The organism is Flavobacterium sp. YO64, from assembly GCF_004119505.1.
GTDB lineage: Bacteria > Bacteroidota > Bacteroidia > Flavobacteriales > Flavobacteriaceae > Flavobacterium > Flavobacterium oncorhynchi.
In genome coordinates, this window is the sequence record NZ_NRQV01000014.1 from 61,262 (window position 1) to 77,033 (window position 15,772).

A 15,772-nucleotide genomic window follows, 5' to 3' on the forward strand; every position below is an offset into this window, starting at 1 on the left:
ACCTACATAGAATGAAATTTTACAAAGCACTCCTTTATGCGCTATTTCTAGTCGCAGCTCAATCGCATGCCCAAATTAAGATTGACAAAATAAGATATAAAATTCACGATCATTTTATTACAACAAAAATTGGTTATCCAATTGAAGGCACCTTTTTATACGAAGGAAAAACCGAGCCAATTGTACAATTGAATGCTAATGGAACAGGAACTTTTCAATACGAAGATTTATCAAAAAAAAGTATAAACTGGGGAATCGAATGTTCTGAAGACGGTATTCCAATTTTTAAAGAAGGTTACAACAGTGCTTCGTATACTATGTGGTACAAACCTAATAATGAAGAAGATTGGATTTATGTACAATTTTCAATTCATTTCAACAAGAAAAAAATGTTTATAATGGGCGAACGAATCAAAGATTATTCTGAAGATTCTGAATCGAAAAAACGCTCTTAGAAAATAAATAATTCTTGTTTTTTCTAAAATTTACTACAAAAAAGAAAACGTTTTCGTTGATTTTTAAAAGTACCTATAAATTTTCCCATAAAATTCCATAAAATTAAAAATTATACCTAATTTTTATTTAATTTGCGATAAAATTCAATATATTAAACATGGTTTCAATCACACGCCTTTTTGATTTTCCCTATTATCAACAAGAAACTTACGATCTTCCGGTTGCTTTAGCAACTAAAAAAAATGGAGTCTGGGAAAAAACATCTAGCCAGGAATATATTGCAAAAGCAAATGCTGTTTCGAGAGCATTATTGCGCATGGGTGTTCAAAAAGATGATAAAATTGCCCTAATCACCTCAAACAACCGTACTGAGTGGAATATTATGGATATTGGTATCCAGCAGACTGGTGCGCAAAACGTGCCTATTTATCCAACAATCTCTGAGGAAGATTACGAATATATTTTGAACCATAGCGGCAGTATTTATTGCTTTGTTTCGGATGTAGAAGTACTTGAAAAAGTAAATCTTATCAAAGCAAATGTGCCAACTCTAAAAGAAGTTTATTCTTTTAATGAAATTGAAGGCTGCAAACATTGGTCTGAATTACTAACACTTGGTGAAGACCAAAGCAATCAAACCGAAGTTGAGGCAAGAAAAGACAGTATAAAAACGGACGATTTAGCCACTATTATTTATACCTCTGGAACTACAGGACGCCCAAAAGGTGTTATGCTTTCGCACAGAAATATTGTTTCTAATGTTTTAGATAGTGCACCAAGAATTCCGTTTGATCCAGGAAAAAGCAGTGCTTTAAGCTTCCTTCCTATCTGCCATATTTTTGAAAGAATGATTTTGTACATCTATCAATATTATGGTATTTCAGTTTATTTTGGAGAATCTATTGAAAAAATCAGCGACAACTTAAAAGAAGTTCGTCCAAATGTAATTACAGCTGTACCAAGACTTTTAGAAAAAGTTTACGATAAAATTTATGCTAAAGGAGCCGAATTAACAGGAATCAAGAAAAAACTATTTTTCTGGGCTATTGATTTAGGTTTAAAATATGAACCATACGGAGCCAATGGCGCTTGGTATGAATTTCAGTTAAAAATTGCCCGTAAACTTATTTTCAGTAAATGGAAAGAAGGTTTGGGAGGAAATTTAGATTTGATGGTTTCTGGAAGTGCCGCTTTGCAGCCTCGTTTAACAAGAGTTTTTGCTGCTGCCGAAATTCCAGTTATGGAAGGTTACGGCTTATCTGAAACATCACCTGTAATTGCCGTAAACGACCAAAGAAATAGAGGTTTTAAAATTGGAACTGTTGGAAAACCAATTCGTAACGTCGAAGTAAAAATTGCCGAAGACGGTGAAATTCTTTGCAAAGGGCCAAATGTAATGCTGGGTTACTTTAAAGATCCTGAAAAAACTGCCGAAGCTTTGCAAGACGGTTATTTCCACACGGGAGATATTGGAGAAATCGACAGCGAAGGTTTCTTAAAAATTACCGACCGTAAAAAAGAAATGTTCAAAACATCAGGAGGAAAATATATTGCACCGCAAATCATTGAAAATGCTATGAAACAATCTCGTTTTATCGAGCAGATTATGGTAATTGGTGATGGTGAAAAAATGCCGGGTGCTTTTATTCAGCCTAATTTTGAGTTTGTAAAAGAATGGGCTAAAATTCATAAAATTACTTTAGGAACTACAGATGCAGCAATTAGTGCAAATGCCGACGTAATCAAACGTATAAATGAAGAAGTCGAAAGTATCAATGAAAAATTTGGAAACTGGGAAAAAATCAAACGTTTTGAACTTACTCCAGATGTTTGGTCGATCGATGGCGGACAGCTTACTCCTACTCTAAAATTAAAACGTAAAATCATTAAAGAAATCTATAAAGATCTTTACGCAAAAATCTACGATCACAATTAAAATTCCAAAATAATTAACCAAAGGAAAACGGCTGACTAAAATTTTAGACAGCCGTTTTTTATTTACTGAAGATCTCTTCAATTTACCAAGTTTCGTCTTAGCAGTTTCGAATTTCTGTTTTCTAGAAAAACATACTTTTAAAATCTCTAAAGAAGTTTCTTCTCTTAGACTTTTTCTCAGCCTTTTCTTTTTTTAGAGAACTCTTTTTTTCAAAAACTGCTTTAGCTTTCTCAATCCGTTTAACTGGTTTTGTTTCTTCAACTTTAGAGTTTTCGTAAAACTTTTTAAAAGGACGCGGTTCAAAATCAACCAAAATTGCAGCCATATTTATAGCATCGATGTTTGACGGATCTGTTTCACCTTTAAAGAAAGTCTCGATAGGTCTAAACTTATCCTTCTTCTCCTTAAACTTATTTTTCTTACTATGATCGAAATCTAAGCCCAAGAGATTGCTAAAAACATTTGAATCCTCTTTTGTTGGGTTATTTTCGAAAATCAACCAGCATAAATCACGAAGTTTTCCACGAGAAGGTTTGTACAAATAATCAAAGTATCTGCCTTCTTTTTCTAACTCGTATTTTTTTCTAATTGCGTTTTTATATTGTTGTAATGTATTGTTTTTCATGGTATTTTGATTTTGTAATTCTTGGGAATCTCAGGAAATCGAAGACTTTTCTAAGAAATCCAATATCACAAAAGTTCAAAAGCACCATTGCTTTAACAGAGAAATATCTCTAAATGATATATATAATCTTCCTAAAATTCACCTTTTCCTTCCATAGGTTAATAAGTTCCAAATCCATCTTTCTTCTCGAGGCAAATGGCAACTCACTAAATTCCACTTTATCTGTTTGACCACTATAGTCTGACCTAAGTCCTATTTTTTGATTCATCCTTAAATTTTTATTGTTTTTTTATTAAGCTTCTGAGGTTCTAAGGTTCTGAGATACTAAGTTTTTTTGTCTCTGTATCTTTGCACCTTTGTTACTTTGTCACTAAGACAAAAAAAGCACCCAATTAAAGGTGCTTCATAACAAATAAGATATAATTATCCTATTGCCTATATTGATGCACCGATATGTAAAAGCATTCGCTATTCGAAGTTGCGGCTGCTAGTCTTGGGTTGTATATGCATAATTTAAAACTCATTGTTTTATTTTTTTTAATTGTTGTTGTTGTTGTAATTTGAAACTCTTTGTTTCAATTTTGTCTGGCAAAGATAATATCTAAAAAATCATATTTCCAAATATTTTTTAAGATTAATTTACTGATTACCAATTAATTAACCCTAAAATTAAAACAAAGAAATCCCTGTCCGCAAACTGGTGCAGATTTATCTTTTTATCAAATGACTGTTACTCATCAGATTACTTTTCAAGATTATATTTCGCTATTTTGATTAATCATTAAACATTTGGTCAATTATTTTTTTTAATATTTTTAGTTATGGTTTGCTTAGATGTCACACTGAGCGAAGTCGAAGTGCTTTTTACCGAAGTCGAAATGCTCTAAAACAAAAAAAAGCGCCCTGAAATGAGGACGCTTTTCTATTTTATGATGAGTTAAACTCTAAACTTTACATTATAATTTCATAAAAATACATACGCATCCAAACACCTCAGCTGGAATATCTCCGGCTAAATGTTCAAAATTTTTGCTTACTAAAAGTATCATATGTATTTTTCTATTATTAATTACAGATACAAATATAGTATATTTTATGTTAATTTAACAAACCATACATAAAACGTGATTTTTATAACAAATTAACCATTACTGAGACACACTTTATAAATCTGCCTCTATGAAAATGACGATAAAGCTCCTGCCTGATTTCGACTGGTTCCTAAACAGCTCAGCATTTTTCCCTTAAATTGATATCATCTCTAAATTTTGTATGCATTAAAAGCTTAAAGATCATAAACAAAAAGCCTTCAAACCAAGTACAAACACTTGATTTAAAAGCCAACAAATAATCTTTATAATTACAATCTAAATACCAAAAAAGCCTTTAGAATTTCGAGACGTTTCCTCCGCCACTTTAGCTAAAGTAATTCCTTTAAACTGTGCAATTGTTCCCGCAACATAAGGCAGAAAAGCAGGTTCGCAGCGACGTTCGTGGTATTTCTTTAAAAGACTGTTTGGAACATTTTTAGGAAGCATAAATGGCGCATCGGTTTCAATCATCATTTGGTCGAGCGGTACGTACTGAATCACTTCTTTTAAATGACTGAAACGCTTCGCATCTGAAATTGCTCCCGTAAAACCCAGATAAAATCCATTATCGAGATAGGTTTTCGCTTCTTGCAAAGTTCCCGTAAAACAATGTACAACGGCTTTTGGCAATTGCGGTAAATAATCTTTGGTAATATTCATAAACGAACTAAAAGCACTTCTTTCGTGCAAAAACAAAGGTTTCTGAACTTCGATCGCTAATTCTAATTGGGCTTTATAACATTCTTCCTGTTTGTTTCGGGGCGAAAAGTCACGATCAAAATCGAGTCCGCATTCGCCAACCGAAACTACGTGTTTCAGTTCTAATAATTTCTTCAGTTTCGAAATACTCTGCGCATCGAAACTCTTCGCATCATGCGGATGTATTCCAGCAGTAGCGTACAACACGCCTGGATACTGCCTCGCAATCTTCGCAGATTCTTTGCTATTTCGTACGCTGGTGCCTGTGAGTATCATTTGCGATACATCGGCGTCGAGCGCGTCTTGTATGACATCGTCTATGTCATTTTGGAATTGTTTGTTGGTAAGGTTAATACCTATGTCTATATAATTCATTTTTTTCTTTTAAGTTACAAAGGTTCTGAGAAGCTAAGGTGCTAAGGTTTTTTCCTCTCTGAACCGATTATTTTTTCTTTTTAAGATTTTGTAGAAAAAAGAAGCAAGAGACAAGACTTTTTAATCTTTCTTCTTGGCTCTTGTACCTTCTTTTCTAAAATTCAAAGAAGCAAGAAAGAAATCTCAAAAATCTTGCTTCTTGTCTCTTGCTTCTTCTTAGTCTTCTCTGCTTCCATCATCCGCCATTCTAACCAGTTTTGGAGTAAACTTCGCAACCACATTCACCAAATCCTTTTGTGCTTCCATAACCTGATTGATATCTTTATACGCCATTGGAGCTTCGTCTAGACCAGCTCCGATAAGCGTAACGCCATGATCTCTCAGGATCGATTTCATTTCGGTTTGTGTGATGTTTTTTATGGCTTGGGTTCTGCTCATTTGTCTTCCTGCTCCATGCGAAGCCGAATTAATGGCGTTCTCCTCGCCTTTTCCTCTCACCAAAAATCCCGGTGCGGTCATACTTCCCGGAATGATTCCCATAACGCCTTTTCCGGCTGGAGTTGCTCCTTTTCTATGTACGATCACTTCTTCGCCATTCCAGATTTCTTTCCAGGCGAAATTATGGTGGTTTTCGACTTTGGCTAAAATCGTCGCACCCAAAGCGCGTTCCATTTTGTTATGGATAATCTCGTGACAAGCCGAAGCGTAATCTCCCGCCAAATTCATCGCCATCCAGTATTCTTGACCTAATTGCGAATTCATATCCAGATAAGCCAAGTTTTTTGCCACATCAGGAAGCTTACACTCGTCTTTGGCTATTTTAGTATAATGTCCAGCAATGGTTGCTCCCATTCCTCGTGAACCAGAATGCGTTAACAAAGCGACGTATTTTCCTTTTGGAATATTCAAAACTGCATCGTCTTGCGCAAATTCCATGATTCCGAATTCTACAAAGTGATTTCCTCCGCCTGAAGATCCTAATTGCGACCAGGCTTTATCTTTCAAGTTCTTCACAAACGGATTCATATTGAAAGTTTCGTTCTCCAAAACCGCATGATCTGATTTGTACTGACCGTGAAATCCGTGACCTGCTCCAAACTTAGAATGCGCAATTAATTCTTTTTTGAATTTAGCTTCGTTTTCAAAGTAAAAATCTTCGGGAATATCATAAACCGACAACGCCATTCTACACCCAATATCAACTCCAACACCATACGGAATAATGGCATTTTTTGTGGCTAAAACTCCGCCGATCGGCAATCCGTAACCTTGGTGCGCGTCTGGCATTAAAGCGCCGGCAACTGTAACAGGAAGTTTCATGGCTACTTCCATTTGTTTTCTGGCTCCGTCTTCAATATGATCTAATCCATAAGCCGAATACGCATTTGGCGTTTCACTTAAAGCAATAAAATCTTCTGGTTTTTCATTCGATTTTTCGATTAAAGCCACAGCCAGTTTGCTGAAAATTTTATCGTCAATATAATTTTCCGGAATTTCTAAGACGTTTTTGAAATTTGTAATCATTTCGTCTCTTGTGAATCCGTTTCTTTTGCTGTTTATTTTTAAAGCTATTCCAATTATTTTTCCTTCAGAAAATCCTAATTCTAATATATCTGTACCGTTTATTTGTGTTTTCATTTTTTATTTTTTTAAGAGACAAAGGTCCCTAGGTTCATAGGTACAAAGGTTTTACACTGCTGCGCAGTTATTTTAAAATCGACTGCCGCTTTTTTGTTGTTGTAATAAAATCTCATGAATTCTCCTAATTTCAGCTATAATTGGCTCCATTTCATATTCTACATTGAACATTTTAAAAATATCCTTATCATAAAAATATGCTCTGAAAAATGTTCTGTTATCATCTACAAAAGTTAATGGTCCCACATACTTTCGCATTACTTTCCATGTAGAAAATTCTTTTAAAAAATCATCTAATTTTTCATCAAAATGTTCGATGTGATTCCGCATGTCTCGATTTTTTAAAACATTTGAATCATTAATTTCATAAACTTCGCGTAGTTTTTCCCCTCTAATTTTATAATGTACTTTTTTGCTTGAAGGCCAAAAAAACCTGGAAATTCCTCCCGCGTTAAGAATAATATTCTCAAATAAATCTAGAATAATATCGTCATTTTTACAATGATAGTTCCTCTTCATCCAAAATTTATTTAATGATTTAGCATCATTTAAAACTGAATGTGTTTTCTTTAATAAAGATTCAATATAGAAAGCTTGATCAAAAGGATGGATTTCAAATTCTGAATTTTTCATATCTATCAATTTATTTTTTCAAAGATTCAAATATTACTGCGCAGTGATTTTGCGTAGATTTAATTAAAATGATTTCTCGCAAAGTTTGTCATTTCGACGGAGGAGAAATCACACTAGAAACTCCGCACAGTACGTCGCCAATCTTTGTCGAATCCCGCGTGTGATTTCTCCCTTCGGTCGAAATGACAAACTGTGTGGTTACTGTAACCTCATAGATTATTTTCCCGCAGATTCAGCAGATAAAAAATCTTTTTAATCCTCATAATCTGTGGCAAAAAAAACTTCGCGTCTTTGCGAGATTAAATTTACCAATCTTTGCGGAGACGCACTGCAGTGCGCCTCTACAAAAACCTTTGAACCTTTGCCTCTCTGAACCTCTATACCTAATCTATTAATAATTGTGTAACAACCGCTGGGTTCATCGCCCATTGCGCGGTGTAAACCTCATCGGCAATTTCATTTTCGGTGATTGCTAAACCTTGGGCTTCCGCTTTAAGTTGTAACAAACTACCAATATTCAATTTGCTGTTTAGCTTTGACAACAACGCCTGAACTCCTTTGAAATCCAAACCTTGAACGACTTGCCCTCCGAAAGTCATCTCTAACCAAACGATTTCTCTTTTGGCTACATCCAAAACTCCAAAAACCAAACCTTTAGCAAGATTCTGTGTCACACGAACCTGATGATCTACACACGACGGATCGTATGCTACACCAGTTTTCTCCGAAATTTTCATCGGATGTTTGCTGTTCATCCAACCTACAACCAAATTTGGTGTAATACTTCCTTTGATGTATGCATTACAAGTAAAAGTTACAAATTTTGCGTTTGCTTTCGCCAATTCGTCGATATTAATGTTGATATATTCCGCAGTTCCAATTTTATTCGGAATGCTTCGAATATCTCCACTATGCTGACAACCTATTGTAGTCAATCGGCTGAAAGAACAAATATCTGATTTATCTTCATAAGCGATATGACAGCTCAAATCCATATCTAAATGCTGTGCTGGTAAATCTTTCCCCCATTGCATAAACAATCGCACTTCATTTCCTTCAACCGGGAAACGTGTTCCCATTAAAGCAACTGGCAAATCTTGAACAGTTTCGCTTCGGTCTCCTATAGAAACCGGAATATTAAACAATTGCGGATCGATATAGATTGTTTTGTTGGTGTTCGCAATTTTCGCAAATCGTTTTTTCATGGCCAAAAGACACAATCCTTCGATTTGATTTTTCATTGCTTCCAACTGAAAATCTTCATATAATCCTAACAACTGATTTGCACCAATTCGTTTGTTTGTTCCACCCAAAGGTTTCACACTTCTCTGCATGTTTTTATCAAAATAATTTTGAGCATACATGTTTAATGTAAACACCAATCGAGCCGGAACTTTATCGGTGATTTCTTCAAAATGGGCAACAGTTTCCTCTGCTCCAAACCATAACATGTTTGAGAATAACGAACGTGCAAACAATCCTGGACGCTGTTTTAATAAGGCAAATGTTTTATCAGCATCAAATTTTAATCTTGAAGCATTCACTTCACTTTGCCAAACATCATAAACCTTATTGTAAAATACATCCATTAAAGCAATTAATTTCTCAAACCCTTTTCTTTTGCTGTATTCCGCCAAACGCAACGCTCGGATAAAACGAACCCACATTCCTCTTTTTGGATGCATCGTTTCGCACATTGCTTCAACGTCCATATTCATATTGTTCAACCAATTTGCCACCATTAAACATTCTTTTCGAGAATATTTTAGTTTCAAATCTTTTTGAGACGCAATTCTTGCCTGTGCGCTTGTATCTAAAACATTATGTAAATGCTGTGCATTTTTTGATGTTCTTTTGATAATTGTTTTTGGCTCGATAATCTGAAGCATTCCTGTGTTTTTATACCACAAGTATCGTAAGATATCTGTTGGCGTTTTCAAAAACTGAGACGCTTCGTCTTCTTTACCATTTTCAATCAAAAGATCGATCACCAGCATTAAAGTTTCCTTCATTGCCACTTCTGTTTTTGGTAAAGGCAAATATTGCATCGCCATTTTTAAACTATCTACCTGAGTAGCGTCTAAAGCGGTTTTAGATTGTAATAACGATATATAGAAATCATTTAAGTCTTTTTCTGACCACAATTCCAACATTTTCAATTTGCTCCCTTGTCCGATATTTTCCAATTTTCCAAATTCAAACGGAGTTCCGCAGAATGGACAACCGTTGTATCTTTCTAATGGAAAAGTATTATCCGGAATAATATGACCGCATTGTAAAGTTGTTCCGTTTTTAGTTTTAAAAACGTTTCCAAAATACGTGATAATATGATCTAAAACAGATTCGCCTGTTGGAATATTCCATTCTTTTACCAATGGTGTCCAATTTTTATCTGTTCCTAAAATTTCTCTCAAAACTCCTAAAACCTCAATTTTATAGTTCGGACTCACATGGTTTAAAGCATGAAGCAATGACTCAGAAAATGTAAATCCAAGTTTTGAAACATTCGCTAACAAAATTGATGTTGTTCCTGATAAATTTTTAACGTCATTCGTAATCATTTCTGACGGAATGAAAATCGCATTTTGACGTAAACTGATTTTTAATAATTCTTTTGTTTTCATTTTTTTAATTTTTAAAATTTAGATAATTGCGTTTCTGAGTTCTACCTAAAAGATTTTTGAAGTAAGAAACACTTGACCTGAAATTTGACGATAATTGATTAACTAAGCTAAAATGGAGCGGGCTACCGCGAAAGAAGTAAGTTAATCTTGACCCTCGTTTTTATTAATGCTGATTTTAAAACTATGTTCGGATTCGAACCGAAATTATCCGTGTTCTGAAGTAAGTTTTAATTGACCATTAATTGTGAAGCAGATGGGATTCGAACCCACGACCCGGACATTAAAAGTGTACGAAGTAAGTTTTGATTGACCTTTTAAGGATAATTTCAAAACTACCTGCTCTAACCGCTGAGCTACTGCCTCATAATAATGGAATAAAAAGGTAATAGTGTAAGTGTGTACATTGGAAAGTGTTTTCGAAGTAACTCAAACTTGACCTGTTTTATTCTTTATTTTATTTCTATGAACGTTTGTTTTTATTTCCTGAACAAAGATTTCTAAACTAGTGAGCAATTATTTTGCGTAGTAAAATTTTTGTTTCATTTTTTAGAAATACTATTTGTTTTATTTCTTGAGCAAAGATTTCAAAACCACTACGCAATTATTTTGCGCAGTAAAAAAAGAATTTTAAATTTGAGTAAAAAACAATATGAATTTAGAGAAAATCTATTCTGAATTACTTTCGAATATTGGCTTTTCAGCAAATGAAATTCAGAAAAACTGGCTGGATTTAGAAAAGGCATATTCCAAAAAATCAAGACATTATCATAATCTCACGCATTTAAAAGAAATGATTGCCAGTTTTGAAACATATCGCGATAAACTTCAAAATCCGAATGAAATATTATTTTCTATTTTTTATCATGATTTTATTTATTCAGCTTCCAAAAAAGATAACGAACTCAAAAGTGCCGAATATGGTTTGGCCGTTTTATCTGAAAATAGCTACCTAAATAAACAATTAGTTTTTGATGCGATTTGCGCAACTCAGCAACATCAACAAAATGCAATCGAAGATATTAATTGGTTAATCGATTTTGATTTGAAAATACTCACTAAAGATTGGGATGATTATAAAATCTATTTTGAACAAATTAGAAAAGAATATCGTATTTATCCTAATTTTCTATACAAACCCGGACGTGCGAAAGCGTTGAAGCATTTTCTGGAGAATGAATTTATTTTTCAGACTGCTGAGTTTAGGAGTTTGTACGAAGAAAAAGCGAGAACGAATATTGAAAAAGAAATAAGTCTTTTAGAAAGCAAAAAATAATTTCGCAAAGACGCAGAGTCGCAAAGTTTTATTATAACAGTAACCATAATGTTTGTCATTTCGACGAAGAAGAAATCTCCACAAGTAACTCCGCAATGTGAGTCCAATCTTTGTCGAGCTTCTCACGAAGATTTCTTCTTCGTCGAAATGACAAAAAATGAGGAAAATCCTTTCAATCCTTAAAATCTGTGGCAAAAAAAACTTTGCGCCTTTGCTCCCGATAGTTATCGGGATTGCGAGCTAAACACACAAAGCAATGTCACAAAACAAAAACGCCTTAATTCGGTACAAAACCATCGATAAATGTTTACAAAATAAATACCGCCAATGGACATTAGAAGATTTAATCGAATGCTGTTCTGAAGCATTATTTGAATATGAAGGACGTCAGAACCCAATAAGCAAGCGAACTATTCAGATGGATATTCAGCTGATGCGAAGTGAAAAACTGGGTTATAATGCCCCGATCGTTGTTTACGATAAAAAGTATTATAAATATGAAGACGAAGATTTTTCGATAACCGATATTCCACTGACGGAAACGGATATGAATGTTTTGACCGAAACGGTTTCGATGTTAAAACAATTTAAAGATTTCTCTCTTTTTAATGATGTTTCGGATATCTTACAACGTTTAGAAGATAAAATCTATGCCGAAAAATCGCATACAAAGCCTGTAATTTATTTAGACAAAAACGAAAGTTTAAAAGGTTTGCACTATTTAGACGAAGTTTATCAGGCGATCATTAAGAAAGTTGTGCTTGTGATTACTTACAAATCATTCAAATCAAAAGAAGAGAGTAAATTTCATTTTCATCCCTTTATATTAAAGGAATTCAACAATCGTTGGTTTTTGATTGGAAAAACAAAAGCTTCACAACCAATTACAAATTTAGCACTAGACAGAATTATTGCAATTGATTACGATTTTAACATTCCTTATTTAGAAGAACATTTTGATGCTGAGACTTATTATAAAGATATAATTGGTGTAACCGTAAATTCTGGTTTACAGCCCAGACGCATTGAGCTCTGGATTGACGCAATAAATGTACCTTATGTGTTGACAAAACCGCTGCATTCATCGCAGCGATTGATTAGGGAAAATGAAGATAAAAGTATTATTGTGCATTTGTTTATTTCACCTAATTATGAAATGGAACGGCTTCTATTAGGTTTTGGAGATTCTATAGAAATTTTAAGTCCTGAAAATCTAAGAAATCGCATGAAAACGATTCTAAAAAAGGCAATCTCGAGATATGAAACCGAAAACGGCAATGAATTAAATGCATAATTTTTTACAGAATACAGAATAAAAAACGTTTTAAAAACTAAAAAAAGTTTTTTACAACATAAAAAGTGTTAAAATCTAAAAAAAGAATAGTATATTTCACTATAAATAAACCAGCAAAACCCTCTAAATCAGGGATGTTTTTTAATTAACCAAAAATTTATTAAAAAATTATATGCATGCATAGTATTTTTTAATTATATTTGAAATCGATATAGTTACCTATGAAAGACAAAACAATAGATTATATTTTGAGAGCTACATGGCAGGCTGTTTCAAGAATGTATAATGAAGAGGCTGCAAAATACGATGCAACGATGGCAACGGGATTTGCTCTTTTAAGTATGGATAAGGAAGAAGGGACTCCGTCAACCGCTCTTGGTCCAAGAATGGGTATGGAAGCAACAAGCTTAACAAGAACATTAAAATCTATGGAAGAAAAGGGTTTAATTGTTCGCAAGAAAAACCCAAGCGACGGCCGAGGTGTTTTGATTTACCTAACTGAATTTGGAAAAGAAAAAAGAGATTTATCTAAAAATACAGTTCTAAAATTTAATGAAACCGTTAAGAAACATGTTTCGGAAGAAAAGCTGAAACATTTTATCGAAGTTTCTGAAATTATAAATGAACTAATTCACGATAAAAACATATTTAATCAAACAGAAAACACAGAAAAAGAATAGTATTTCTTTAAGAGATAATTCAGATTCTCATACAAAAAACAAATAGTAACAAATTATGAAACGCACAATTAAAAAAGTTGCTGTAATTGGATCCGGAATTATGGGTTCAGGTATAGCTTGTCATTTTGCTAACATTGGTGTCGAAGTTTTACTTCTGGACATTGTACCGCGTGAACTGACCGAAGCTGAAGCTAAAAAAGGATTAACACTTGAAAGTAAAGCCGTTCGTAACCGTGTGGTAAACGAGCACTTGGCGAATTCATTAAAATCGAAACCATCTCCTATTTACAGTCAGAAATTCGCAAATAGAATTACAACTGGAAATACAACTGATGATATGGCAAAAATTGCCAATGTTGACTGGATTATCGAGGTTGTTGTTGAGCGTTTAGACATTAAGAAATTGGTTTTTGAACAAATCGAGAAATTCCGCAAACCGGGAACTTTAGTTACTTCAAATACTTCTGGTATTCCAATTCATTTTATGAGTGAAGGAAGAAGCGAAGATTTCCAACAGCACTTCTGCGGAACACACTTTTTTAACCCTGCGCGTTACTTAAAATTATTTGAAATTATTCCTGGTCCAAAAACTTCAACTGAAGTATTGGATTTCTTAAACGAATACGGATCTAAATTCTTAGGAAAAACTTCGGTTGTTGCGAAAGATACTCCGGCGTTTATTGGAAACAGAATTGGTATTTACGGAATCCAAAGTTTATTCCACCTTGTAAAAGAAATGGGATTGACAATTGAAGAAGTTGATAAATTGACTGGTCCGGTTATCGGTCGTCCAAAATCAGCTACTTTCCGTACGGTTGACGTTGTTGGATTGGATACTTTGGTACACGTTGCCAATGGTATTTACGAAAACTGCCCGAACGACGAACAACACGAATTGTTCAAACTTCCTGATTTCATCAACAAAATGATGGAAAATAATTGGTTAGGAAGCAAAACTGGACAAGGTTTTTATAAAAAAGTAGATAAAGATATTCTTTCTTTAGACTTAAATACATTAGAATACCGCGCTGCTAAAAAAGCAAATTTTGCTACGCTTGAACTAACAAAAACTATTGATAAACCAATCAATCGTTTTAAAGTTTTAGTTAAAGGGACAGACAAAGCGGGAGAATTCTACCGTAAGAGTTTCGCCGGAATGTTTGCTTATGTTTCAAACAGAGTTCCTGAAATCTCAGACGAATTATACAAAATTGACGATGCCATGAAAGCTGGTTTTGGATGGGAAAATGGTCCATTCGAAATCTGGGACGCCATTGGTGTTGCCAAAGGAATTGAAATCATGAAAGCTGAAGGTTTAGAGCCTGCTGCGTGGGTTACTGAAATGTTGGCTTCTGGAAGCGACAGTTTCTATACTGTAAAAGAAGGAGCGACTTATTTCTATAACATTCCGACAAAATCACAAGTAAAAGTTCCTGGACAAGATTCATTCATTATTCTGAACAACATTCGCGAAAGCAAAAAAGTTTGGAGCAATAGTGGTGCAATCATTCAGGATTTAGGAGACGGAATCTTAAACTTAGAATTCCAATCTAAAATGAATACAATTGGTGGCGATGTACTCCAGGCTATCAATAAAGCAATTGACTTATCTGAAAAAGAATATCAAGGTTTAGTTATTGGAAACCAGGCAGCGAATTTCTCTGTTGGTGCTAATATCGGAATGATTTTCATGATGGCAGTTGAGCAGGAATACGACGAATTGAACATGGCAATTAAGTTGTTCCAGGACACTATGATGCGTGTTCGTTACTCTTCTATTCCAGTTGTAGTAGCGCCTCACGGAATGACTTTTGGAGGTGGTTGCGAAATGAGTTTACATGCTGATAAAGTAGTAGCTGCTGCAGAAACGTATATGGGATTAGTTGAATTTGGTGTTGGTGTGATTCCTGGTGGTGGTGGATCTAAAGAAATGACTTTAAGAGCTTCAGATTTATTCCGCAAAAACGATGTGGAATTGAACGTTCTTCAAGAGTATTTCTTGACAATCGCAATGGCTAAAGTTTCAACTTCTGGTTATGAAGCTTTTGACACTGGACTTTTGCAGCATGGAAAAGATGTTATCGTAGTAAACAAAGATCGTCAGATTGCTGAAGCTAAAAAACATGCTTTGTTAATGGCTGAAGCTGGTTACACACAACCAATCAGAAGAACGGATGTTAAAGTATTAGGAAAACAAGCTTTAGGTATGTTCTTAGTAGGAACGGATCAAATGGAAGCTGGAAAATACATTTCTGAGCACGATAAGAAAATCGCAAACAAACTAGCTTATGTAATGGCGGGTGGTGATTTATCTGAAGCAACTCTAGTATCTGAACAATACTTATTAGATATCGAACGTGAAGCTTTCTTATCTCTTTGTACTGAGAGAAAAACTTTAGAAAGAATTCAATACATGTTAACCAAAGGGAAACCTCTTAGAAACTAAGA

General features: G+C 34.3%; 11 protein-coding genes and 1 tRNA gene. 6 read left to right on the plus strand and 6 right to left on the minus strand.

Annotated elements, in window-relative coordinates; genetic code table 11:
* Nucleotides 1-11: 11 nt before the first annotated feature.
* Together BOW57_RS11885 and BOW57_RS11890 are read left to right on the plus strand one after the other, a co-directional pair.
* Nucleotides 12-455, plus strand: a complete 444-nt coding sequence (locus tag BOW57_RS11885; RefSeq protein ID WP_089058735.1) for a hypothetical protein — start codon at nucleotides 12-14, stop codon at nucleotides 453-455.
* 158 nt (nucleotides 456-613) lie between these two features.
* Nucleotides 614-2,392 (plus strand): long-chain fatty acid--CoA ligase, encoded by a 1,779-nt coding sequence (locus BOW57_RS11890; RefSeq protein ID WP_129054515.1) that lies wholly within the window; start codon nucleotides 614-616, stop codon nucleotides 2,390-2,392.
* A gap of 121 nt (nucleotides 2,393-2,513) precedes the next feature.
* Here the strand turns inward: BOW57_RS11890 and BOW57_RS11895 are convergent, their stop codons facing one another.
* The 6 genes from BOW57_RS11895 to BOW57_RS20630 form a co-directional block, all read right to left on the minus strand.
* Entirely contained in the window at nucleotides 2,514-3,017 is a 504-nt protein-coding gene (locus BOW57_RS11895) for a hypothetical protein (protein WP_129054517.1), read from the minus strand.
* A 1,367-nt stretch (nucleotides 3,018-4,384) separates the two neighbouring features.
* Nucleotides 4,385-5,182: a TatD family hydrolase gene (locus tag BOW57_RS11900; RefSeq protein ID WP_129054519.1), complete on the minus strand. Its 798-nt coding sequence runs from the start codon at nucleotides 5,180-5,182 to the stop codon at nucleotides 4,385-4,387.
* 216 nt (nucleotides 5,183-5,398) lie between these two features.
* Nucleotides 5,399-6,820 carry an RtcB family protein gene (locus tag BOW57_RS11905; RefSeq protein WP_129054521.1) on the minus strand — a complete coding sequence of 474 codons (1,422 nt, stop codon included), beginning with the start codon at nucleotides 6,818-6,820 and terminating at the stop codon, nucleotides 5,399-5,401.
* A gap of 72 nt (nucleotides 6,821-6,892) precedes the next feature.
* On the minus strand, nucleotides 6,893-7,453 hold the full coding sequence (locus BOW57_RS11910; protein WP_129054523.1) for a hypothetical protein: 561 nt from the start codon (nucleotides 7,451-7,453) through the stop codon (nucleotides 6,893-6,895).
* A 383-nt stretch (nucleotides 7,454-7,836) separates the two neighbouring features.
* Nucleotides 7,837-10,077, minus strand: a complete 2,241-nt coding sequence (locus tag BOW57_RS11915) for a hypothetical protein (RefSeq protein ID WP_129054525.1) — start codon at nucleotides 10,075-10,077, stop codon at nucleotides 7,837-7,839.
* 245 nt (nucleotides 10,078-10,322) lie between these two features.
* Nucleotides 10,323-10,440: transfer RNA gene (locus BOW57_RS20630), tRNA-OTHER, on the minus strand.
* Between the two features lie 286 nt (nucleotides 10,441-10,726).
* Here BOW57_RS20630 and BOW57_RS11920 point away from each other — a divergent pair.
* The 4 genes from BOW57_RS11920 (at nucleotide 10,727) to BOW57_RS11935 (ending at nucleotide 15,770) form a co-directional block, all read left to right on the plus strand.
* Entirely contained in the window at nucleotides 10,727-11,350 is a 624-nt protein-coding gene (locus tag BOW57_RS11920; protein ID WP_129054527.1) for a hypothetical protein, read from the plus strand.
* 256 nt (nucleotides 11,351-11,606) lie between these two features.
* Nucleotides 11,607-12,644, plus strand: coding sequence for a YafY family protein (locus BOW57_RS11925; protein WP_129054529.1), 1,038 nt, complete (start codon nucleotides 11,607-11,609; stop codon nucleotides 12,642-12,644).
* A 221-nt stretch (nucleotides 12,645-12,865) separates the two neighbouring features.
* Nucleotides 12,866-13,324, plus strand: a complete 459-nt coding sequence (locus BOW57_RS11930) for a MarR family winged helix-turn-helix transcriptional regulator (protein WP_089053192.1) — start codon at nucleotides 12,866-12,868, stop codon at nucleotides 13,322-13,324.
* Nucleotides 13,325-13,379: 55 nt separating this feature from the next.
* Nucleotides 13,380-15,770: a 3-hydroxyacyl-CoA dehydrogenase/enoyl-CoA hydratase family protein gene (locus BOW57_RS11935; protein ID WP_026730353.1), complete on the plus strand. Its 2,391-nt coding sequence runs from the start codon at nucleotides 13,380-13,382 to the stop codon at nucleotides 15,768-15,770.
* Nucleotides 15,771-15,772: the final 2 nt, after the last annotated feature.

Coding starts and splice junctions, on each gene's coding strand:
- BOW57_RS11910 (WP_129054523.1), bottom strand. CDS start 7,453: ATGAAAAATTCAGAATTTGAAATCCATCCTTTTGATCAAGCTTTCTAT.
- BOW57_RS11915 (WP_129054525.1), bottom strand. CDS start 10,077: ATGAAAACAAAAGAATTATTAAAAATCAGTTTACGTCAAAATGCGATT.
- BOW57_RS11925 (WP_129054529.1), top strand. CDS start 11,607: ATGTCACAAAACAAAAACGCCTTAATTCGGTACAAAACCATCGATAAA.
- BOW57_RS11920 (WP_129054527.1), top strand. CDS start 10,727: ATGAATTTAGAGAAAATCTATTCTGAATTACTTTCGAATATTGGCTTT.
- BOW57_RS11900 (WP_129054519.1), bottom strand. CDS start 5,182: ATGAATTATATAGACATAGGTATTAACCTTACCAACAAACAATTCCAA.
- BOW57_RS11935 (WP_026730353.1), top strand. CDS start 13,380: ATGAAACGCACAATTAAAAAAGTTGCTGTAATTGGATCCGGAATTATG.
- BOW57_RS11890 (WP_129054515.1), top strand. CDS start 614: ATGGTTTCAATCACACGCCTTTTTGATTTTCCCTATTATCAACAAGAA.
- BOW57_RS11930 (WP_089053192.1), top strand. CDS start 12,866: ATGAAAGACAAAACAATAGATTATATTTTGAGAGCTACATGGCAGGCT.
- BOW57_RS11905 (WP_129054521.1), bottom strand. CDS start 6,820: ATGAAAACACAAATAAACGGTACAGATATATTAGAATTAGGATTTTCT.
- BOW57_RS11895 (WP_129054517.1), bottom strand. CDS start 3,017: ATGAAAAACAATACATTACAACAATATAAAAACGCAATTAGAAAAAAA.
- BOW57_RS11885 (WP_089058735.1), top strand. CDS start 12: ATGAAATTTTACAAAGCACTCCTTTATGCGCTATTTCTAGTCGCAGCT.